Origin of the sequence: Alkaliphilus oremlandii OhILAs (genome assembly GCF_000018325.1) — a bacterium.
In the GTDB taxonomy this organism is placed as follows: domain Bacteria; phylum Bacillota; class Clostridia; order Peptostreptococcales; family Natronincolaceae; genus Alkaliphilus_B; species Alkaliphilus_B oremlandii.
In genome coordinates, this window is the sequence record NC_009922.1 from 1768006 (window position 1) to 1789273 (window position 21268).

The window sequence follows — 21268 nt, forward strand, 5'->3', positions numbered from 1 at the left end:
TGGTATATCTAAAGGTTTTTCAGCCTAGAACCTTTTCTCTAGAAGAATCTATCCATAGTACTCCTTCTCATCATCACTTTTAACAATATATTTTATATGCATTATATATAACATAGTATATTTTGTCAATATACAACTAAAAATTTGCAATATAATTTATAAAGTGTTTGCCAATGACTTTAATAATGCCGGCTGCTGGAACCGCAATTAAAAGACCCAGCACACCGAAAAACTTACCACCAATAATTAAAGCCAATATAACAACAATAGGGTGAATTCCAACCTTATCAGAGATTATTTTAGGTGAAATAATAGAGCTTTCAGCTTGTTGGATAACAAAGAATAATACGATAACCCATAGAACTTTATTTAGTCCGCCAAAAGAAGCAAAAATAATCCCTGGTATGATTCCTATAATTGGACCAAAATAAGGTATTAAATCGGCAAATCCTGCAACGATTCCCACTAAGACTGCAAATTCTACCCGTAAGATCATCATGATAATTGTCGTTAGAACACCTATGATGAATGCCACAATCAATTGACCTCTGATGAACCCGCCCAAAACACCATCGATATCCTTAGATAAGTCAATAATCCCCTTTCTAAAATACTTAGGAATCAACAAGATCAACATTTTTTTAAACTTTTCTTTGTCTTTGAGAAAATAGAACGCTAATATCGGTGTTATAACAATATTTAGTAGCTTCGATACAACTCCGATCACCGAGTTCGTCACCGAGCTTAAAATCTTCAATATAATTTCCTCTAATTTTCTATTATCTAATTTTAATATATCTTTGACACCTTGAAATTCCACAGGTAAATTTTCAATAATGTTATTATAATTGATATATTTATCATATATGTATCCGAAACTGCCTTCCTTTAAATTTGGTAGTGAATCTAACAGCCTTCTGATTTCAGCAGTCATTTTAGGGAGTAACGAAAGCGAAAATACCAGAACTCCTCCACTAATTATAAAATAAACGATAAATACAGCCCAAATTCTTTGGATTCCTTTATTTTCTATATAGTTAACAAAAGGATTAAAAATATAAGCGATGATAATTGCGTATAAAAATGGAGAAATGACATCATATAAAACGGTACCCGACTGAAATAATAATATCACACAAAAAACACCGAGAAAAACTAATCCTACGTATAGAATTTGTTTTTTTCCAATATTGATTGCTTTATTTCTGTCTACATATTGATTTCCAATATGGATTAAAAAATAAATGATAAAGAAAAGCAATATTAGAACTAAAAATTGTGTTAGAAATTGTATAATATTTGTAAATTCTTTATTTGTAGCCAGCGTTCTAAAGCTTCTAGAAACAATCTCCACTGTTTCCTTACTATTCAAGATTTTACCTCCTAGCTTTTATTTAAATTCAAATCAAAATCCATTCTATTTATATAGTATTTGTAAAAATGATAGAATACTACTTTCCTTATTTTTTTATTTTATTGAATATGCCTCTACCCAAAGATAGAGGCATCCCTATTAATAAGGTCCAGATTAGAACATATCTAAATCTTTCATAAATCCGAAAGCCTTTTTGCCTTTTTTCATCATCTTTCTTCGTCCTCTAGAGGACATATTTGAAGCTGCATACATACCTACAGTGGCACCAATAATACCAGCTGTAATCCATCCTTTTGTCATGTTTCTATGCATATAGTTCACTCCTTTCTGTTTTATATCTATATTTTCTGCTAGTTTAACTTATCTATACCAAGTATTTTTTTGAATCCACCTTCCTGTTGGATCATACGAACGCTTTCTTCCAATAAAATTTTGCATTCCTCTAAGATAATTTCCTCAATGATGGGCAGAAATGAATATCCATGAATCAGGTCGTCAAATACACCCTCACTTACAATCAACCCTAAAATTTTTCCGCTTTTTATTTGGATTAATACATCTTTTACAATGCCAAATATTTTATTATTGGCATATATTTCATAGCCAATAATTTTTTTATACGATTTCAATAGCTCATGGATATCTTCACAATCTTCAATATTTAGAATATCTTCTACAGAAGATATTACAACGCCTTCATTCGTGATATCCTTTACCTTTTCAAAAAAAAGGAACTCATTCCATTTTTCTGATTTTGGATTTTTAACGCAAAACCCAATGATTTTAAACTCTCTCAAACAATAAATGGTCTGTACTATTTCATAGTTCAACGCTCCATAACGTTTATCTAATAGCGTCATTCCAATCAACTTACTTTCTTTAATCACAAATATCCCTCTTTTCTCTATCTCTACTTCCTTATTTTGTAGATAAAAAACAAAAAAAATGCAGGCATTGCCTGCATTTTTTTACATAAGCTAGGAGTATCTATGAAATTATCTATTCTTCCTCTTCGTGATCGTGGTGGTCATGATCTTCATCTGGAACAAAACCTTCCAATTCTTCATAATGTACGTTGTTTTCTTTTGCATAATTATAAATAGCAGCCTTAACCGCTTGCTCCGCTAATACAGAGCAATGCATTTTTACAGGAGGAAGTCCATCTAAAGCTTCTGCAACAGCTTTATTTGTCAGTTGCAATGCTTCTTTTACCGTTTTTCCTTTAATCATTTCTGTTGCCATACTGGAAGTCGCAATAGCAGAACCGCAACCAAATGTTTTAAACTTTACGTCTACGATCACATCATTCTCTATCTGAAGATACATTTTCATAATATCTCCACATTTTGCATTACCAACCTCACCTACGGCTTGAGCTTTTTCTATCTCCCCAACATTTCTCGGGTTCATAAAATGGTCCATTACTTTTTCACTATACATTATTTATTTCCTCCTTTTACCTTTTCATACAAAGGTGACATTTGTCTTAATCTATCTACGATTGGTGGTAATTTTTCAATCACATAATCAACATCTTCCTCCGTATTAAAATCACCGACGGTTAATCTCAAAGAGCCGTGAGCGATTTCGTGTGACAATCCAATGGCCATTAACACATGGGATGGATCTAGGGAGCCAGATGTGCAAGCAGATCCGCTGGACGCTGCAATACCTACCATATCTAAGCTTAATAGGAGGGATTCTCCTTCTATAAATTCAAATGAGATGTTTACATTTCCAGGTAATCTCTTCGTTGGATGTCCATTTAATTTTGTATAGGGAATGGTCTCCATAATTTCTTTAATTAAACGATTCCTCATGGTTTCCATCTTGTTGATATGACCTTCCATATTTTCATATGCTAATTCTGCGGCTTTACCAAACCCTACAATTCCTGGGATATTTTCTGTACCTGCTCTTCTTCTCTTCTCTTGAGCACCACCGTGAATCAACGGATGAATCCTTAAGCCTTTTCTAATGTATAAAGCACCTACACCTTTTGGTCCGTAGACCTTGTGTGCTGAAATCGACAGTAAATCTACACCAAGCTCATGAACATCTATAATTTCATTACCATATGCTTGTACCGCATCTGTATGGAAAATGATATTTTTCTCTTTTGCCAAATGAGCAATTTCCTTAATCGGTTGAATTGTGCCAATCTCATTATTTGCATACATAATAGTGATCAAAATTGTATTCTCTTTAATGGCATTTTTTAAATCATCCATATCTATTAAACCATATTGATCTACATCCAAGTAAGTTACTTCAAAGCCCTCTTTTTCTAAATATTCACATGTATGTAGAACAGCATGATGTTCTATTTTAGTTGTAATAATATGATTTCCTTTAGATCTACTTGCAAACGCAGCACCTTTAATTGCCCAATTATCTGCTTCTGATCCACCACCTGTAAAAAATATTTCTTCAGATTTTGCATTTAATGTTTTCGCAACTTTATCTCTAGCAATATCAAGGGCAGTTTTACCCTGTCTTCCATAGGAATGTATGCTTGATGGATTACCAAAATCCGTATTAAAAAATGGTAGCATTTCTTCTAATACTTCTTTTTTCATTGGTGTAGTAGCAGAGTAATCAAAATAAACTCTTCTATTCATGTAAACATCTCCTCATGTATGAATTGGTATAAAAACTCTATCTATTTAATTCTTAAAAAATATTATATATAGTACATAAAATTATCTTTGTTTGTATGATTGATTTTCTCATAATCATCTAGCATATTTTGAAGGGTAATCGAATCAATTACTTCACTGATGCTGACTCTTATTTTTTCCCATACAGTCCTAGTTACACAGCACTCAGCATTATTACAGGTTGTTGGTTCATCCTCTAAAACACAATCCGAGGGCCCCAGTGGGCCTTCTAAAACTCTAATAATATCTCCAACCGTAATCTTCGATGGGTTTTCGGCCAACATATAGCCTCCTTGTGCACCCCTAACACTTTTAACCAATCCTGCTTTTCGAAGACCTGCAATTAATTGTTCTAAATAGTGATCTGAAATAGACTGTCTTTCTGCCACACTCTTAAGAGAAATAGGACCATCACCATAATGTAAAGCTAAATCAAACATTGCTTTTAACCCATATCTGCCTTTGGTAGAAAGTCTCATTTTATTGCCTCCTCTAATCCCAACTAAAACCGTTGGTATTCTTTTTTTATTATAGTATACCCTACTATTTTTGTCAACATTCATTGATAAAATTTATACATAATTAAAATTTCTATGGGCTTGTCCTTGAAGGTCCACTAAACAACCTTATGAGTCCGCTTTCAAACCCTTTTGCTGAATATTGAAATTTGAGGGATCGTTTAGTTTAAAATCCCATGTCTTTTTTGATAATATTATCTTATATTCAATAAATTACCACTCGAAATTTGTCAAATTGTGTTGAATTCTTAATTTTGTTACTGTATTATTATGACAAGCTTAAATGAAAGGGAGGAAATATATAATGAAGCTTACAAATTATAAGAAGTTAGTGGTACCTACCATCATGGCTGCTCTATTAGTATCTGTTCCGACTACATCCAATGCTTACACAAAATTCACTACAAACACGACATGTTTAAATAGTGTAGCCACACAACAAGGTAAAGACCGCTATACAATTCCATTAAAAGAAACAACAACATCTAATAAGTTCTATGTTGTTTCAAGGGGGGGCTATTATAGACCAAAGTACATTCCGAATAAGCCAGTAGAGATTCCATCCAACAATACAGAAATTCCTGTAGAAAAACCGATAGAAAAACCTGTAGAAAATCCAACAAGTAATAACAACAATAACACAAACATTCCAACAACAAAACCATCTGAAGAAAATAATACGGGATATGGAACTACCGCTAATGGAAATCATTCATTGAGTGCAGATGAGATTAAAATGATTGAACTTGTAAATAGAGAAAGACAAGCCGCAGGACTTAAAGCATTACAAATTGATGCCCAGTTGTCCTACGTTGCTAGAATAAAATCCCAGGATATGAGTAATAACAAGTATTTTTCACATGATTCCCCAACTTATGGATCTCCATTTGATATGATGACTAAGTTTGGAATCAAGTATCGAGGCGCTGCTGAGAACATAGCAAAAAACCAAACTGTTGAAGCTGCTCATAACTCTCTTATGAGATCACAAGGCCATAAAGAAAATATTATGAATCCAAACTATACACATATCGGTATTGGTATCCATAATGGACACTATACTCAAATGTTCATCAGCAAATAACAAAACATATCAATTTTATAAAAAGCTACCCTTCGGTAGCTTTTTATTTTTATAAATTTTTTAAGGCATTGTTTCTAACTGTGGTGGGAAGAAATCTGGGAAATCTTCCATTTCAAATTCATCACATATATTTGTAGGTAAGAACTCCTCACATTCTGGTGGAGCAGGACAGAATCCGAATTCTGGAATAAGTAATTGAACTTTTCCTACAACTTTAATGATCAAGAATACACCAATCGTAAAAATTAGAACACCATCATCGATAATCGGTTCGCTTAATACTTGGGATAATGTTTCTACTACAATTTTGAATGTAAATTCATCTCTTGCGTCTGGGATGTATAGAACGATATCTTTTTGAATCGGCGGTAGTTCTCCTTCGATATTCTCAATCGCTCCTGTAACCAAATTCTTAATTTTTACAATAAATGTAACGCGCACCTTAAATCTTACTCTTCTAAAATTCGGTCTGCTTGGTATGTCTGTAATAACTAATGTGCCATTGATAATTTCTCCTGGGTTAAAAATAACATCTAAAAATTCAACTTTAGACTCGCAATCATGCGGTAGTCTCACACGTACATTTTCAATACATTCTCTCTGCTGGCATTGAAAATATACCTTGTCAACGATTACACATACAGGTATAAAGTCTGGACACTGAAGACTCTGTGGATCTTGTTGTAAGTGTGGCATAGGTTTCCCCCCTTATTTTATTTTAAATCCTAATATATTAATAATTCTGATTGTAATATCATAATATGGAGTAAGTTAATATTTGTGATTGCATAATTTAAAATTTTTTATAAAGGAAGTGAGTTTTATGCAACTGACTACTACACAGCAATATCTAGCCCAAACTCATAACAATTTATTTTATGTTTTTTCTATCAATAAAGATCAGTCATTGCATTATCGGATATATAAAGACCATGCAACTGTTCTAGAAACAAATATACTCGCTCAATCGATTTTAGATTTCACGGTTACCATGGATCAGAAGGATCAGATCCATATGATTTGTGTTGATCTCGAAGGGAATCTACTGTACTACATCCATCAAAATGATAGCTGGAATAGCAAAACAATCTCAAAATTTGATGTTAAGTCAAATATATATCGATATTTTATGCTATTCGTCCAAAATGGCTATACACATATTATTTATAACAAAACAAATTTACTGACACCCATGCTTTCTTCCATAGAGCATATTTATTGGAATCAAAATGGGATCAACAAATCCATCGTCGCTAATTACATTCATGGACGATACCCTAGCCCACATCAAATTGCCATGGATCGTACAAAAAACCTCCATTTACTCTATAAGGTTCATCATAAGACAAATCATCAGATATACTATACAAAGTTTAATGTACTGACTAAAAAATGGACCACCGCAGAACTAGTCACCAATTTATCGGAGGATAATTCTCATCCCTATATATTCGTTGATAGAATGGACAACATCCATATGGCTTGGTGCAGCATAGAGCAAAATAATTTTATATTAAAATATAAATATAAGCCAAAAACGATTAATGGAAAATCAAGCTGGTCCCATACACAAATATTATCCAATCGAAATTCAAACACACTATCCCCTATCATATTGCAGGAAGATGATCTAATAAAAATTTTATGCAAGCAAAATAATCAAATTATAGAGATTTACTCCAAGGACTTCGGCTGTAATTGGGAGCTGAAAAATGATATGCTGAGCAGTGATAATAGTACAGAGATCATTAAATTCTTTAGCAACCGAAAAATAAATGATAAATTTTTAATGCAAGATATTTACGGAAGTATTGACAACACCCTTAAAACTATAGGAATTGATTTATTCTTCCATCTTAAAGAGGAATCTACTACAGTAAATTTAACAGAAGCTCCACTACAGCCGCTTGAGGGCTATGAAAAAGATGAGGATAACAGCTTAGAAGTTCTTCAGCATGATCTTCCACAGTCCCAAGTGACCACTGAAGAAGAGGGAGCTAATATTGAAAACATCACACTACCTCACGATATGGAGCATAAAATAGATTCCGCACGGTATCAAACTATAATAAATGAGCTGCTTTTCAACTATGAAACCATAGAAAAGCAGCTCACCCAAATCGAAGAAGAGAAAAAACGATTGACAAAAACAATTTGCTCCTATGAATCCGATCTCAATCTTCTAGAAGAAAAACTAGTCACTTATAAAAAACAAATGTTAACTTTTCAAGATAAATTAACGGAAGCTACATCTCATAGCAGTATTTTTCATAAGTTTTTAAACTTCTTCAAATAAATGATTTATATATCCAGCTTGTTTAGTACCCTTTTACCGTTTTGTCTTGTCACTTCATAGAGTGCATATATATTTTTATTGGATTTATCCGCTATATTCTTTAAAAGATCATAGTCTTTAATATCGGTAAATTTAATGGAATAGCTACAACCTGCCTTTATTCTGCACGGTGTAGATATTAATTCATACTGGGTATATTTTTGTCTACTTAGATATTGGTATAACTGTACAGAATGGTTTCGAGATTGAAATACAGCAATATAGTAATTGTCCTTCATATATTTACGTTCCATGGCCTTACCCCCTTTGAATTCATCTACTATAATGTATGTATTTTTCAAAGAATCTGATACATCTATTCCAATGGATTCATAAAATTTACATATAAAAATACTCCCTTTAAGATAGGTAGCCGCATTGCTCCATATCTAAAGGGAGTATTTGTTTGATCGTGATTTTTTAAATCATTAGTTTACAAATACTGTTGCTAAACTCTACTGGGTCATTGATCGGTAAGCCTTCAATTAACAAAGCTTGGTTATATAATAACTCAGTAAATAGACCAAATTTTTCTGAGTCGTTTTTATAAGCATCTTTCAGCACCTCAAAGACCTGGTGATTGCCGTTGATCTCTAAAATTTTATTCGCTTTAATATTTTCATTGTTTGGCATAGCGCTTAATATTTTTTCCATCTCTATAGAGATTTCTCCTTCATTAGCTAAACAAACAGGATGAGACTTTAGTCGCTTTGATATTCTCACCGCAGTTACCTTATCGGATAATAGCGCTGTCATTTTTTCGAATAACTCTTTATTCTCCAGTTCTTCTGTTTCCGTGTTTTTTTCTGTTTCACTGTCTTCAATTCCAAGATCGCTAGATGAAACAGATTTAAATTCTTTATCCTTATACGACATCAATACCTTTATTGCGAATTCATCAATATCCTCAGTTAAATACAGAATTTCAAATCCTTTTTCTGATACCAGCTCTGTTTGTGGTAATTTTTCGATTCTTTCTTTCGATTCACCTGTTGCGTAATAAATATATTTTTGTTCTTCCGACATTCTTGAAATGTATTCATCTAATGTAACTAATTTCTTTTCCTTAGAGGAGTAGAATAGCAATAAATCCTGTAGGACATCTTTGTTACTGCCAAACTCACTATAGATGCCATATTTTAATTGTCTGCCAAAGGCCTCAAAAAACGCTTCATATTGAGTTCTGTCTTCTTTTAACAAGGACATTAACTCATTTTTGATCTTATTTTTTATGTTTTTGCCAATGAGTTTTAACTGTCGGTCGTGTTGTAGCATTTCTCGAGATATGTTTAAAGATAAATCCTCTGAATCTACCATTCCCTTTACAAAACTAAAATAATCTGGCAATAGGTCGGAGCATTTGTTCATTATTAATACACCATTTGAATATAACTCCAATCCTTTCTCGTATTCTTTTGTATAGTAATCGAAAGGTGTTCTTTCCGGAATAAACAGAATGGCATTGTATCTCACAGCGCCATCTGCGCTGATATGGATATGTTTTACAGGCTTATCAAATCCATAGCGCTTTTCCATATAGAAATTGTCATAGTCTTCTTTCGTAAGTTCATTTTTGTTTTTTCTCCAAATGGGAACCATACTGTTAATCGTCTGTTCTTCTACATAATCCTCATAGTCATCTTCGCTATTTTCTTTCAATCTTTTATTATGGATATCCATCTTAATTGGATATCGAATAAAGTCAGAATATTTTTTGATGATATTTCTCAATCTATACTCTTCTAAATATTCACTATAATTTTCATCTTCCGTATCCTCTTTTATTCTTAAAACAATTTCAGTTCCAACAGTGTCTTTGTCCCATGGTTCAATGGTATATCCGTCTACTCCTGTAGATTCCCATTTATATCCACTTTCGCTGTCGATGGATTTACTGATTACTGTAACTGTTTCAGCTACCATAAACGAGGAATAAAAGCCAACACCGAATTGTCCAATAATATCATATCCATCTTTTAATTCATGCGCACTTTTAAATGCCAAAGAACCACTTTTAGCAATAACGCCTAGATTTTCCTCCAGTTCTTCCTTGGTCATACCGATACCAGTATCTATAATTCTCAGTATTCTTTTTTCTTTATCTGGAATAATCTTTATGTAGTAATCTTCTTTGTTAAAATTTAGAGCTTCGTCCGTCAATGCTCTATAATATATTTTATCAATAGCATCACTGGCATTGGAAATCAGCTCTCTTAAAAAAATTTCCTTTTGAGTATAGATGGAATGAATCATCAAATCCAGTAGTCGTTTTGATTCTGCTTTAAATTGTTTCGTTTCCACAAAAATCTCTCCTTTCACAATTTTGTTAGCACTCATTAGAAACGAGTGCTAACTCATAATTGTTATATACCATATCTATGCTTTTTTGTCAATAATCTTGTCCATGAACAAACTATTTTTTATCTAAATCAACTTCTACTTCTACACATTTTCCTATGATTTTAATTTTATTTAGTTCTGTAACCATAGGCTCATTATTTTTATTTCCTAAAGAAATTACTACTTTATTATTGGATTCTTTTCTTAGCTGTCGTATCATTTTCTTGTTTTCAATCTCAAACAAATAAATCGAATTATTTTGGATCTCACTGGTTAAGTAAACCATAATAACGTCTTCTTTTTTAATCCGAAGGCTTTCCATATCATTATCAGAAGCCTGAACAAACAGTAATTTATCCCAGTTATATCCTTCAACTTTTTTCCCTATAATCGGTAATTCTTTATTTCCTACTACCTTATTTGTTTTCACATCATATATTGGAAACTTCTTAATAATATTTGCTAAAGCATCAGCCCATTGTTCCGTCGGCTTAATTTCATAGAAGTCTTCCTTTTTAATAGTTTCCGCCTTATTCTTCTTCTCCGGCGTAGCTTGAACCTCTTTCTCTGCAACATCAGCCATACTCATAAAATCCAATTTTTCTCCCAATACATTTAAAATACTTTCCGCTAATTTTTCATTCACTACCCTTTTTCCAGATTCTATTTGAATGATATAATTAGCTGTCAATCCACATTTCTTCGCTAATTCTTTCTCGGTTAATTTTGCTTTCATTCTAGCTTCTTTTATTTTCTCAGCAACCCTACTCATTAACAATACACCTCTTTCAAATATTTATCTTTAAATATTTCAATAATAATTATATGGCTAAAAAAACTTTAAAACAAGTCGAACGTATATACGGTCTTGCTTTCCTATGATATAATTCTCATATACCCTTGGAAAGGAGTGTTCTTTGATGAATCCAGTTATATTTCTGGTGGACATGAATGCATTTTTTATTTCTTGTGAAATGACGCGAAATTCAAAGCTCATTGGCATTCCAGCAGCAGTGGCAGGGAATCCCCAAAATCGTACAGGAATTGTTTTAGCAGCAAATTATGAAGCGAGAAGGTTTGGTGTTAAAACTGCAATGACATTAAACAATGCACTGAAGTTATGTCCCACAATGACTGTAGTTCCTCCCGATCATCGGTTCTATAGACAAAAATCTAGTGAGGTGATGAATCTTCTGTCGAAGTACACCCCCATCATTGAACAAAGCAGCATTGATGAAGCGTGGCTGGATATGACTGGAACTGAGAACCTATTTGGAAAACCAGCAGATGCTGCTAAATTAATTATGGAGGATATCAAAGAAAATCTGGGTCTTTGGTGCTCTATTGGCATATCAGAAGGCAAATTTCTTTCTAAAATGGCATCGGATATGAAAAAGCCCCTTGGCATAACAGAGCTTTGGAAGAGAGATATTCAGACCAAGCTTTGGCCCCTCTCCATTAAGAGCATGCATGGCGTGGGAGCAAAGACTTATGAAAAATTACATAGCTTAGGAATTGAAACCATCGGAGATTTTGCCAATCTAAAAAAGGACGATGCCCATCAGATTCTCGGGAAGTTTGGACTGGACCTTTACCATCATGCCCATGGCATCGATACTACACCAGTTCAAGTTATTTCTCCCGATGATATGAAATCTATTGGACGCTCTACCACATTGCCAGAGGATTTAGTGGATATAGAGCAATTAAAATATATCTTATTGACCTTATGTGAAGACATTGGACGTTCTGCAAGGAAACACAATAAAAGAGGGAGAACTGTTAATTTAACCTTAAAATCCTCAGATTTCAAGGTGATCCATCGACAGGTTACAATAAAAGCTACTTTTAATACAATGGAGATTTATGAAGCAGGATATCATTTATTGAAACTACATTTAAATCCCAAAATTCCGATTAGACTGATTGGCGTTAGCATCAGTGGCTTCGAAGATACTTCCGTTCCAGAACAAATCTCTATTTTCAACATGGATGAATTTAATAAAAGAGATACAATAGGAAACAATAGAAATGAAAAAATAGATATGGTGATGGACTCGATCCGTAATAAATATGGATCTGATAAAATTAGCAGAGCCTCTTTAATAATAAAATAAAATTGGTTCGCTTAGGCTCACAAACTTTGTGTCGCACTCAACTCTAGGTAAAGCTTAGAATTTGAAGTGCTCAAAATAAAATTTGTTCGTTTCTGCTCATAAGCTTTATATGAAGATATTTATTCTAAGTTAAGCAAATATTATTTAGAGTAGATTGGATAGATTAAAGAAACTAGGTGATAAGAATAGCGGTTCTGAACAACCGCAAAAATCATTTAGAACAACTTCTTGCTTAAAAAAAACAAAAAAGACAATAATTTTTAATAATATGGCTCAAGAAGCAGGAGTAACTAAAGCAACTTTATATAGCAACTCTAACATTAGAGAGAGGATTGAAGCATTAAGGTATCAACAAGCGCAAGTACCTACTCCTGCACAAATTGAAAGAGAAATGGATGAAAATAAGCAATTAAAGGATTCTGTTAAAATTAACTCTGCTGATATTTACAGAAACATATAAAATTTATAACATGAGGAAATTTATGGTATAATTTAATTATAGAATACTCCGCATTTGATTAAAAATATGATTTAGGGGAGCGTGGGATAATGAAAAAGAGGGGACTATGTTCAAGTAAAAAGATGCTAATAATCACTATTTTTTATTTGATAATATTCTCTTTTATGGGCTGTACCTCACAAGAAAGAGAAGATTCAAAAGAGCTCTCATCAAAAAATGAAATACTAAAAGTTGATGAAGCCATAGAGATTTATAGCTACGAAGAACTCGCAACTTTACCTTTAGAAAAAACATATGATTATGAAAGTGTTTTAAAAGACATGGAGCTCAACGGAAGTGATACAGAAGAAAGAAAAGCTAATTTTAAGGCTCATCACGATGATAATAGTAGATTAATTATTCCTAATTCAACGACAACAGTTAGATATGCTAAATTAGCAATGGATTCCTACAAATTTACTAATCTTCTTAAAAAATATGAGCTAACACCAGTTCTTTATATAGGATTATATTATACTTCAGTCAATTCACCTGATAAAATAGTTTCTATTAATGATCCTTTCATTAAAACTTCAAGTGGAGCAGATTGTATATTTACCAATGGAAATATATTTTATCGTTTAGAAAGTGGAAACTCTTTTTATTACGGTGTGAATGGCGATGTATATAAAACAAAAGGTAACACTATTATAAAAAACATAGATTTTGATGGTAGATATTATTCATCTTCTCTAAACTCCAATTAGAATTTTAAGAGATACAAGAAAAAGGGATATATTATACATGTATAATATATCCCTTTTTTGTATTTATTAATATTTCTTTAAATTAGCTATGGATAATCTATGATACTCTACCTGCGTGAATTCTTATTTTTGATAAAATCTCTCGTCTGCTTCATAGCGCCTTTGCTGCCGAACATCTCTTTTATCTTCTCACGTTCTAGCTGATTGGCTCTCAGTTCATTATATTTTAACTCCCTTTGAAGTTTCTTATAGCTTTTCAAACGCTCGATATCCAGATCTCCCTTTTCAATAGCTTCTCTGACTGCGCAATGAGGCTCTCCTTCATGTTTACAGTCTGTGAACTTGCAATCTTTCGCAATTTTCTCTATATCATCAAAGGATCGCTCTAGATCTGCACTGACGATGCCAAGTTCTCTCATTCCAGGGGTATCAATAATAACCCCTAGGTTTGGCACTACAAATAGCTGTCGATGGGTTGTGGTGTGCTTTCCTTTATGGTCATCTCGTATACCATTGGTTTTCAAAACTTCTTCACCAATTAATTTATTGATTAAAGTAGATTTTCCAACACCGGATGATCCGATAAAAGCCACAGTCCTTCCATTTTCAATATATTTTTGAATACTGGAGTAGCCTTCCTCCAAAATACTGCTAGTAACTAATACATCGACACCCATTGCTACTGTACCAATTTCCAAAAGCTTCTGTTGAATATCTTCACATAGATCAGATTTCGTTAAGACAACAACCGGAGTGGCCATGCTCTCCCAAGCAACCGCAATATATCGTTCTAGCCTTCTGATATTGAAATCGTTGTTCAGTGACATACAGATGAAAACTGTATCCACATTCGTAGCAATGATTTGACTGTCACTTTTTAGGCCAGCAATTTTCCTTTCAAAACAGCTTTTCCTCGTAAGTATATGATGGATAATTGCATGCCCATTGATATCCGTATCTCTATCGACCAACACCCAATCTCCAACCGCTGGATACTGTATAGAATCCTTAGAAAAATAACTCATTTTCCCCGAAACCTGTGCAAAAATTTCTCCATTTTCCATAATTACTTTATAGAGATCTCTGTACTGTACAGATACTCTTGCAATCATTAAATTTTCATCTAATATTTTAGACTCTTGAATGTGCTTTTCGCTTAATCCTAAATCATATAAATTTACTTTCTTCAAATTGTTTCCTCCCATATCGGTATAAAGTTTGATAGAGGGAGGCCTTATGATTACGACTTATAAGCCTCCCTATTTGGTACAATCTGCAGTTTAAATTCTATATATTGATTTGCCATAAAACATCTCTCCTTTCATCTAAAATATTTCATAGTCCTTGCTATGAGTATGCATCTTTTCGTACTTCTTTACTCTATCAGATTTCTAGTATTCCATCAATGTATTTGTGTTATGATATAAAGATAAGGAGTGATACAATGAGAAATATCAAATTAGTTATTGAATATGATGGTAGCCGATATGATGGCTGGCAGCGGTTGAAAGATTCAGAACAGACGATTCAAGGAAAAATAGAAAAGGTGCTCAATGAAATGACCGGTTCTTCTGTTGAAATTATAGGCTCTGGTAGAACAGATGCAGGTGTTCACGCTAAAAATCAGATCGCTAACTTTAAAACAAAATCTAGCATGAGTATTCGAGATATCCATAATTATATGAACCACTACCTTCCTCAAGATATTGTCGTCAAAGAAGTAAAAGAGGTATCCGATCGATTTCATAGCAGATACAATGCTCAGAAGAAGAAATATACCTATTATGTTTGGAACCATCGGATTCCATCTGCCTTCCAGCGAAAATACAGCTACTATTTTCCAGAAACTCTGGATCTTCAGCGCATGGAAGCAGCGGCAAATCAACTCCTTGGAACCCATGACTTTATTGGATTTTCATCCGTCAAAAAAGCAAAGAAATCCACAGTGAGAACCATCGAAGAAATCACCATCGTTCAGAATAACCATATGCTTGAATTCAGCTTTATCGGTGATGGATTTTTACATAATATGATCCGTATTTTAATGGGGACTTTACTGGAAATCGGTACGAGGGAAAAAGACATTTCTTGTATTGATGAAATATTTACGAGCAAAACTAGAGCTATGGCAGGAAAAACTGCTCCTGCTCAAGGTTTATTTTTAGAAGAAGTATATTATTAACGCTATCCTTTTATAAAATCAGAGAACGGTTCTATCTAATCTCAAAGATTAGATAGAACCGTTCTCTACATCCTAGTTTTTATATTCTATGTTTTTTCTATAGCCATCATATCCAATCGTCGTATGCGCAAACTCTTTTTTAGCATTATGTTCATAGAAATTTGGTTCCTTAAGAGCGGGACTAAAATGAGTCAGAAGAAGTTCCTTTACCTTCCCTTTCTTTGCTAATTCTCCTGCTTCCATAAAGGTCATATGCTTATTTTTTATGGCTTTATCCATATCATCGTTATCTCCATAGGTGCCTTCACAGATGAATAAATCACTTTGATTAATCCATTGCGGTATATCCTTCGTTGGTCTGGTATCCGTAATATAAGTCAGCTTAATCCCCCGTCTCTGTTCTCCTAAAACTAAATCAGGGCTGTATTTTCTATCACCAGCAACAATAGTTTCCCCTTTTTGGAGTTTAGACCAAATCAATCTTGGTACATCATTTTTTATAGCCTTTTCTGGCTCAAATTTAGGTCTTCTATTGAGATAAAAACTATAGCCAAAGCAAGGTGCAGAATGATCTAATTCAAGTGTGGATACTGTGATTTCATCATTCATACCATCTTTCTGCTCTTTTATTTTAAGACCCTGCTCTGTATTGGTTATGCCTAATTTACCCTTCGGATCTTCTATGATCTCTATAGAATAAGGTAACTGTTTTATACTTAAAAGCAACCCTCGCATCACATCCGATATTCCCTTGGGCCCTACGATGGTGACAGGATCAAGTCGTTGGCTATTTCCCATGGTAGATAATAGCCCTGGGATACCGAAAATATGATCTCCGTGGACATGGGTGATGCAGATGATATCAATAGATTTAAATCCAGCATTCATCTTTCTGATGGCAACTTGAGTGCCTTCGCCACAATCGACGAGTATCTTTCTTCCTTTGTAATTAATCATCAACGAAGAAAGATGTCGTTCTGGCATAGGCATCCCTCCACCACTTCCCAACAATGTTACGTTCAGCATAGAACCACCCTTTTACCTAAAATTTAATCTTCGGCTTCTTCGAATCTGTTGATCTGTTTCCCATGAACCTCCGTGGTCCCCAAAAACATAGCAAGAGGTCTGACCCATATACCAAATTCACCGTACAGCGCCTTATATACGACAAGATCTTCCTCTGTTTCCGAATGCTTCGCTAGATATAAAACCAAATATTCATTTCCTTTGAAATGCTTATATTTTTTTCCTATTTTTAGAGTTCTCTTATCCAAAATATCGCTTCCTTCCAGCTATTTTTTATAAAGTTCGCGATCTTCTTTGATTAGTTTTTCTTCCCAAATCATTCTGAGCAAAGTTAAATCCTCTGTATAGTCTGTTTTAGTCTCATCTTTATCGTATTCCAAATTCTCCAGTATTTCTATTGTAAAATTCTCTTTACCATGTTCTCTCCATTCCTTTTGTAACTCTCTATTGGGATGGTTGCCAGCTTCTAGCTTAAATCTACTGCCATTAATGGTTCCTTTTAAATCCTTCGTGGCTTCAATAAAACATTTATTATTAAAATGAGAACGAACGATATAGATGCCCATTTCTGGTTTCATCATTCGATACTGTTCTTTTAACTCTTTTTTTCTATCCACTGACTAGTACCCCATTTCTTTCAATATCCTAGATAAAGTACGCAAACGTTCTCCAATCAGCTCGCTATCATCGCTCAGTGCTTGATTGAAAAGTTTAATATCTTCATCTATTTTATCGTTTTCAGTGCATACTGCTACTGTCATTGCATCTCCTTGTAACCCGATCCGATCGATGACAACATTATTCTCGTCGTACAGCTTTGGATATCGATAGGCGTCTTGGAAATGTAATTTAGTTCTACATACCAAAATTGCTAAATCTAAAACTCTATGAAGCGGTAACTCCTCTGATTGTCTCGACCATTTTTCTCCGGTATGTCGCCACACTTTAGCAGAAATGTCTACCTTCCCCCTATCATTCCATTGTGCTAAACCCAAAGAGATTCCTTGTGCATCTGTATTATAAGCGTATCTTCCATCTACATTTTTGTAGTTTTCTGATACAATCACTGGTTTATGTTTTAAATTCGTTGGTATCTTCATTACTTTCCCTCCATCGGACTTATTAAATTAGTAATTTAGTAAATTACTAATTTAACTGTACACTGATTTATTTACTCTGTCAATAAGATTTGCTAAATATTTGATTTTATTCATAGCTTATGTTATTTTTTAGGTCCATACTTCACATTGTTGTTGACAGGTGTATATACACCTGTTATTATAGTATCAAATACAAATTAGGAGGCTTTTATCTTGAATACAAAGAAATTATCCTTAACTGCTTTACTAACTTCATTATCTATTGTTATACCTTTTGCCGTTTTCTTTAAAGTAATTATTCCACCTTTTTCTGCCACACTCGGAGCCCATGTACCGATGTTCATCGCCATGCTTTTAGGACCCGAAGTAGCAATTATGGTGGGCCTTGGCTCTGCCCTCGGCTTCTTTCTAAATCTAGGGCCATTAATCGGCGCAAGAGCGTTGATGCATGTGTTTGTTGGACTTGCAGGTGCTAAGCTGATAAAAAAAGGTCTATCCTTTGGAAAGGTTTCTGTTATTACAGCACCATTACACGGGCTTCTTGAAGTTTTGGTCATCCTACCCTTCATAGATTTTAACGCATATAATTTATTTATTATTACAGGAGTTGGTACAATGCTGCACCACGGTGCGGATGCCTTTATTTCCTATGTTTTAATCAATGTCCTTCAAAAATCAACATCAGTTAATCTTTCAGGCAATCATTAACTTGAACGTATGAATCTGAATATCATAAGAAGCTCTCGCTGAATCGCGAGAGTTTTTGATTTTTATAGAATCATGGTATAATATATTCTGTATATAAAGAAAAGGAGGTTGAGTATGGCACCTTTAGCTGACAGAGTACGTCCTACTAAACTTGAAGACATCGTTGGACAAAAACATATTTTAGGTTCTGGCAAATTATTGAATCGAATACTGGAATCTAAAGCAATCCCGAACATGATTTTTTATGGACCATCGGGCACAGGTAAAACCACAGTTGCCAACATCATCGCACAATCCTCTAATAAGAAGTTTTATAAAATCAATGGCACCAATGCTAATATCGAAGACATCAAACGTGTGATCGCTCAAATCGGAACACTCCATACAATGAATGGCATTCTGCTATACATAGACGAGCTTCATTATTTAAATAAAAGACAGCAACAATCCATTCTTGAATATATTGAAAATGGCGATATTATCCTGATTGGAAGCACCACGGAAAATGTTAATTTTTCTATATTTAATGCTTTACTCAGCAGGTGCACCATCATGGAATTTAAACCGCTATCCATTGAGGATTTAATTTTTGGACTGAAAAAGGTAATATCTTCCGAGGAACATCGATTAAATATTAAAATTTCCTATGAAGAAGAGGCTTTACATTATATTGCAGAGGTCTCTAACGGCGATTTAAGAAGGTCATTAAACACCTTAGAGTTAATTATCAATACCTATGCAATCTATAACCCTCAAGTCATTGATATCGATATACCGAAAGCGGTGGAATGTTCTCAAAGTAAGATTGCAAATTATGATCGAGATGGGGATGCCCATTATAATTTACTGAGTTTTTTTCAAAAAAGCATTCGAGGCTCCGATGAACAAGCCAGTATACATGCTCTGGCAAGGCTGATTAAAGCTGGAGATTTAACGTCTATTTGTAGGCGTCTTTTAGTCATTGCTGCTGAAGACATCGGTCTTGCCTATCCTCAGGCTATTACCATTGTAAAAGCTTGTACCGATTCTGCCCTACAGTTAGGACTTCCAGAAGCTAGAATTCCTTTGGCAGAGGCTACAATTCTCCTGGCATCTTTGCCCAAGTCCAATTCTGCATATCATGCGATCAGTGCGGCACTCAATGACTTAGACAGACTTGATGTAGGACATGTCCCTTACCATCTGTGCGATACAAATTCAAATGCTTCTATTAAAAATAAATCGGAATATTTATACCCTCACGATTATCCGAATCATTACGTAGAGCAGCAATACATGCCGGATAATATTAAGCATAAGGTTTATTATGTTCATGGTAATAATAAATTTGAGCAATCTATGAAAACTTATTGGGATAAAATAAAAAAGCATCTATAGAAGCCTTATCTTATAAAGAAGATTTTTTGGAAAGTCGTTTACAGTAAAGCTCTTTTTTGAAGATATATTGCAAGTAGAACTTTCCTATTGGTTACAAAAAATAGGCTATTGATTTCAATAGCCTATTTTTTATTTCATAAAAATTGTTCACTTTCTTACGATGACTTAGTATGTCTCTCCTTCTCGAAGTTCAATAAATGGTATGTTCACTTGTGGTGGGAATAATGGTGGGAAGTCTGGACAAATTTGTCTTGGGCTAACGTTTTGTTCGCAGAAACCAGTACTTAATACGCATAATTGCACTGGAACCTTAATCTTCTTCTCACAAGTAATACACAATGCAATGATTAAGTTTACAAGAACTTCTCCAGTTGCTGGGTTAAATATAATGTCTCTAGATATGCTTTGAGTTGCTAATCTAGGAGCGAATGATATATTACAGAATTCTGTAAACTGAGGTAGGAATGCGGAATCAAATACAGAAGGCATACATAACTCAAAGAAGTTTGTTACTGTTTGATTTACTGGTACCCTTCCTCTAAGTGTTGTACTTTGTGTATTTCCTTGATTATCAATAAAATCAACATCCAACTCTACTGCAACAGTACCTGTAATTAAAATTTCCTGTGAACCAAAAATCGGTGTTCCTCTCGTTATTTCATCACACTCAGAAGTATCTGCATAAATCAGGTATTGAAGTAATCCAGCAGGACCTGGAACAACAACTGGATCTCCATTTGCTTCTGTAACAAATTGAGCTCCTGATAGGGTCGTTGTCGGTGTAATGGTTAAGTTTCTAGGATCATTGATATTATCAGGATTAAAGAATTTTTTAGCTCTAAGACCTCTTACTCTTATAATCCTAGATTTTGGACCGCATCTAGATGTTGGAAGGGTTCCAAATGGCACTCTATTTCCAGCTTGTAATCCTTGTAGATTAAATGTTGCTGCATCATATACCTTATCTACAAATATACATTCACCAACGACGTCATCTAGGCAACCGTCAAAAAAGCAACCTGTATTAGCAATACAGCATGGTTCATCTATTTGTAGTACTCCATTATTTAATTCTTCATTATTTGCCATTATTTTCACTCCTTTTATTTTTTATTCATAAGAATAAATAAAACTTTTAAATTCCTACTTACTGTAGAATATGTATTTAGGTCTATTAAGGTGCTAGTAAACAGTAATTTTTATTATCATTTTGCATATATTTAAATAAGAAAATCATCTA

24 protein-coding genes and 1 other annotated feature (1 of these 25 cut by a window edge) are annotated in these 21268 nt (G+C 33.8%); of the genes, 8 read left to right on the forward strand and 16 right to left on the reverse strand.

The window, feature by feature from the left end; translation table 11 throughout:
- Positions 1 to 83, reverse strand: a binding site (T-box leader); it reaches 136 nt to the left of the window's first position.
- 53 nt (positions 84 to 136) lie between these two features.
- The 6 genes from CLOS_RS08565 to CLOS_RS08585 all read right to left on the reverse strand — a co-directional run bounded on the left by CLOS_RS08565 (position 137) and on the right by CLOS_RS08585 (position 4514).
- Positions 137 to 1372: an AI-2E family transporter gene (locus tag CLOS_RS08565; RefSeq protein ID WP_012159519.1), complete on the reverse strand. Its 1236-nt coding sequence runs from the start codon at positions 1370 to 1372 to the stop codon at positions 137 to 139.
- A 156-nt stretch (positions 1373 to 1528) separates the two neighbouring features.
- The gene (locus CLOS_RS15895; protein WP_156774428.1) at positions 1529 to 1687 is read right to left on the reverse strand and encodes a hypothetical protein; all 159 of its coding nucleotides are present in this window, start codon (positions 1685 to 1687) and stop codon (positions 1529 to 1531) included.
- Between the two features lie 38 nt (positions 1688 to 1725).
- Positions 1726 to 2262: a PRC-barrel domain-containing protein gene (locus tag CLOS_RS08570; protein WP_012159520.1), complete on the reverse strand. Its 537-nt coding sequence runs from the start codon at positions 2260 to 2262 to the stop codon at positions 1726 to 1728.
- 112 nt (positions 2263 to 2374) lie between these two features.
- Positions 2375 to 2818, reverse strand: a complete 444-nt coding sequence (gene nifU / locus CLOS_RS08575; protein ID WP_156774429.1) for a Fe-S cluster assembly scaffold protein NifU — start codon at positions 2816 to 2818, stop codon at positions 2375 to 2377.
- Positions 2815 to 3996, reverse strand: coding sequence for a cysteine desulfurase NifS (nifS, locus tag CLOS_RS08580; protein ID WP_012159522.1), 1182 nt, complete (start codon positions 3994 to 3996; stop codon positions 2815 to 2817). The genes nifU and nifS overlap by 4 nt, the downstream gene beginning before the upstream one ends.
- A 62-nt stretch (positions 3997 to 4058) precedes the next feature.
- A complete protein-coding gene (locus CLOS_RS08585; RefSeq protein WP_041719158.1) occupies positions 4059 to 4514 on the reverse strand; it encodes an RrF2 family transcriptional regulator in 456 nt (151 codons plus the stop codon).
- A 343-nt stretch (positions 4515 to 4857) separates the two neighbouring features.
- Between CLOS_RS08585 and CLOS_RS08590 the strand changes: the two genes are divergently transcribed.
- The gene (locus CLOS_RS08590; protein WP_012159524.1) at positions 4858 to 5637 is read left to right on the forward strand and encodes a CAP domain-containing protein; all 780 of its coding nucleotides are present in this window, start codon (positions 4858 to 4860) and stop codon (positions 5635 to 5637) included.
- 60 nt (positions 5638 to 5697) lie between these two features.
- Here CLOS_RS08590 and CLOS_RS08595 read toward each other — a convergent pair whose 3' ends face one another.
- Positions 5698 to 6333, reverse strand: coding sequence for a hypothetical protein (locus CLOS_RS08595; RefSeq protein WP_012159525.1), 636 nt, complete (start codon positions 6331 to 6333; stop codon positions 5698 to 5700).
- Positions 6334 to 6460: 127 nt separating this feature from the next.
- On the opposite strand from CLOS_RS08595, the gene CLOS_RS08600 reads away from it, so the two are divergent.
- Positions 6461 to 7933: a hypothetical protein gene (locus tag CLOS_RS08600; protein ID WP_012159526.1), complete on the forward strand. Its 1473-nt coding sequence runs from the start codon at positions 6461 to 6463 to the stop codon at positions 7931 to 7933.
- A 5-nt stretch (positions 7934 to 7938) separates the two neighbouring features.
- Here the strand turns inward: CLOS_RS08600 and CLOS_RS08605 are convergent, their stop codons facing one another.
- The 3 genes from CLOS_RS08605 to CLOS_RS08615 all read right to left on the reverse strand — a co-directional run bounded on the left by CLOS_RS08605 (position 7939) and on the right by CLOS_RS08615 (position 11084).
- A complete protein-coding gene (locus CLOS_RS08605; protein WP_012159527.1) occupies positions 7939 to 8226 on the reverse strand; it encodes a DUF3343 domain-containing protein in 288 nt (95 codons plus the stop codon).
- A gap of 166 nt (positions 8227 to 8392) precedes the next feature.
- The gene (gene htpG, locus CLOS_RS08610; protein ID WP_012159528.1) at positions 8393 to 10273 is read right to left on the reverse strand and encodes a molecular chaperone HtpG; all 1881 of its coding nucleotides are present in this window, start codon (positions 10271 to 10273) and stop codon (positions 8393 to 8395) included.
- Positions 10274 to 10385: 112 nt separating this feature from the next.
- A complete protein-coding gene (locus CLOS_RS08615) occupies positions 10386 to 11084 on the reverse strand; it encodes a helix-turn-helix domain-containing protein (RefSeq protein ID WP_012159529.1) in 699 nt (232 codons plus the stop codon).
- A gap of 148 nt (positions 11085 to 11232) precedes the next feature.
- Here CLOS_RS08615 and dinB point away from each other — a divergent pair, with 148 nt between their 5' ends.
- From dinB to CLOS_RS08630, 3 genes are all read left to right on the forward strand, one after another.
- Entirely contained in the window at positions 11233 to 12429 is a 1197-nt protein-coding gene (dinB, locus tag CLOS_RS08620; RefSeq protein WP_012159530.1) for a DNA polymerase IV, read from the forward strand.
- Positions 12430 to 12583: 154 nt separating this feature from the next.
- Positions 12584 to 12889, forward strand: a complete 306-nt coding sequence (locus CLOS_RS16055) for a DUF6262 family protein (RefSeq protein ID WP_012159531.1) — start codon at positions 12584 to 12586, stop codon at positions 12887 to 12889.
- 89 nt (positions 12890 to 12978) lie between these two features.
- Positions 12979 to 13635: a hypothetical protein gene (locus CLOS_RS08630; protein ID WP_012159532.1), complete on the forward strand. Its 657-nt coding sequence runs from the start codon at positions 12979 to 12981 to the stop codon at positions 13633 to 13635.
- A 107-nt stretch (positions 13636 to 13742) separates the two neighbouring features.
- Here the strand turns inward: CLOS_RS08630 and rsgA are convergent, their stop codons facing one another.
- Positions 13743 to 14825, reverse strand: coding sequence for a ribosome small subunit-dependent GTPase A (gene rsgA, locus CLOS_RS08635; protein WP_012159533.1), 1083 nt, complete (start codon positions 14823 to 14825; stop codon positions 13743 to 13745).
- 254 nt (positions 14826 to 15079) lie between these two features.
- On the opposite strand from rsgA, the gene truA reads away from it, so the two are divergent.
- Positions 15080 to 15817 (forward strand): tRNA pseudouridine(38-40) synthase TruA, encoded by a 738-nt coding sequence (truA, locus tag CLOS_RS08640; protein WP_012159534.1) that lies wholly within the window; start codon positions 15080 to 15082, stop codon positions 15815 to 15817.
- Positions 15818 to 15889: 72 nt separating this feature from the next.
- Here truA and CLOS_RS08645 read toward each other — a convergent pair whose 3' ends face one another.
- From CLOS_RS08645 to CLOS_RS08660, 4 genes are read right to left on the reverse strand one after another with little or no spacing between them, the layout of a single operon-like run.
- A complete protein-coding gene (locus CLOS_RS08645) occupies positions 15890 to 16843 on the reverse strand; it encodes a ribonuclease Z (protein WP_012159535.1) in 954 nt (317 codons plus the stop codon).
- Between the two features lie 23 nt (positions 16844 to 16866).
- Positions 16867 to 17091 carry a DUF1653 domain-containing protein gene (locus CLOS_RS08650; protein WP_012159536.1) on the reverse strand — a complete coding sequence of 75 codons (225 nt, stop codon included), beginning with the start codon at positions 17089 to 17091 and terminating at the stop codon, positions 16867 to 16869.
- Between the two features lie 18 nt (positions 17092 to 17109).
- Positions 17110 to 17460 carry a GIY-YIG nuclease family protein gene (locus tag CLOS_RS08655; RefSeq protein WP_012159537.1) on the reverse strand — a complete coding sequence of 117 codons (351 nt, stop codon included), beginning with the start codon at positions 17458 to 17460 and terminating at the stop codon, positions 17110 to 17112.
- A 3-nt stretch (positions 17461 to 17463) separates the two neighbouring features.
- Positions 17464 to 17943 (reverse strand): DUF6530 family protein, encoded by a 480-nt coding sequence (locus CLOS_RS08660; RefSeq protein ID WP_012159538.1) that lies wholly within the window; start codon positions 17941 to 17943, stop codon positions 17464 to 17466.
- 213 nt (positions 17944 to 18156) lie between these two features.
- Between CLOS_RS08660 and CLOS_RS08665 the strand changes: the two genes are divergently transcribed.
- Together CLOS_RS08665 and CLOS_RS08670 are read left to right on the forward strand one after the other, a co-directional pair.
- The gene (locus CLOS_RS08665) at positions 18157 to 18651 is read left to right on the forward strand and encodes a hypothetical protein (RefSeq protein ID WP_012159539.1); all 495 of its coding nucleotides are present in this window, start codon (positions 18157 to 18159) and stop codon (positions 18649 to 18651) included.
- A 114-nt stretch (positions 18652 to 18765) separates the two neighbouring features.
- Positions 18766 to 20028 (forward strand): replication-associated recombination protein A, encoded by a 1263-nt coding sequence (locus tag CLOS_RS08670; RefSeq protein WP_012159540.1) that lies wholly within the window; start codon positions 18766 to 18768, stop codon positions 20026 to 20028.
- Positions 20029 to 20193: 165 nt separating this feature from the next.
- Here the strand turns inward: CLOS_RS08670 and CLOS_RS08675 are convergent, their stop codons facing one another.
- The gene (locus CLOS_RS08675; protein ID WP_012159541.1) at positions 20194 to 21117 is read right to left on the reverse strand and encodes a hypothetical protein; all 924 of its coding nucleotides are present in this window, start codon (positions 21115 to 21117) and stop codon (positions 20194 to 20196) included.
- Positions 21118 to 21268 lie beyond the last annotated feature (151 nt).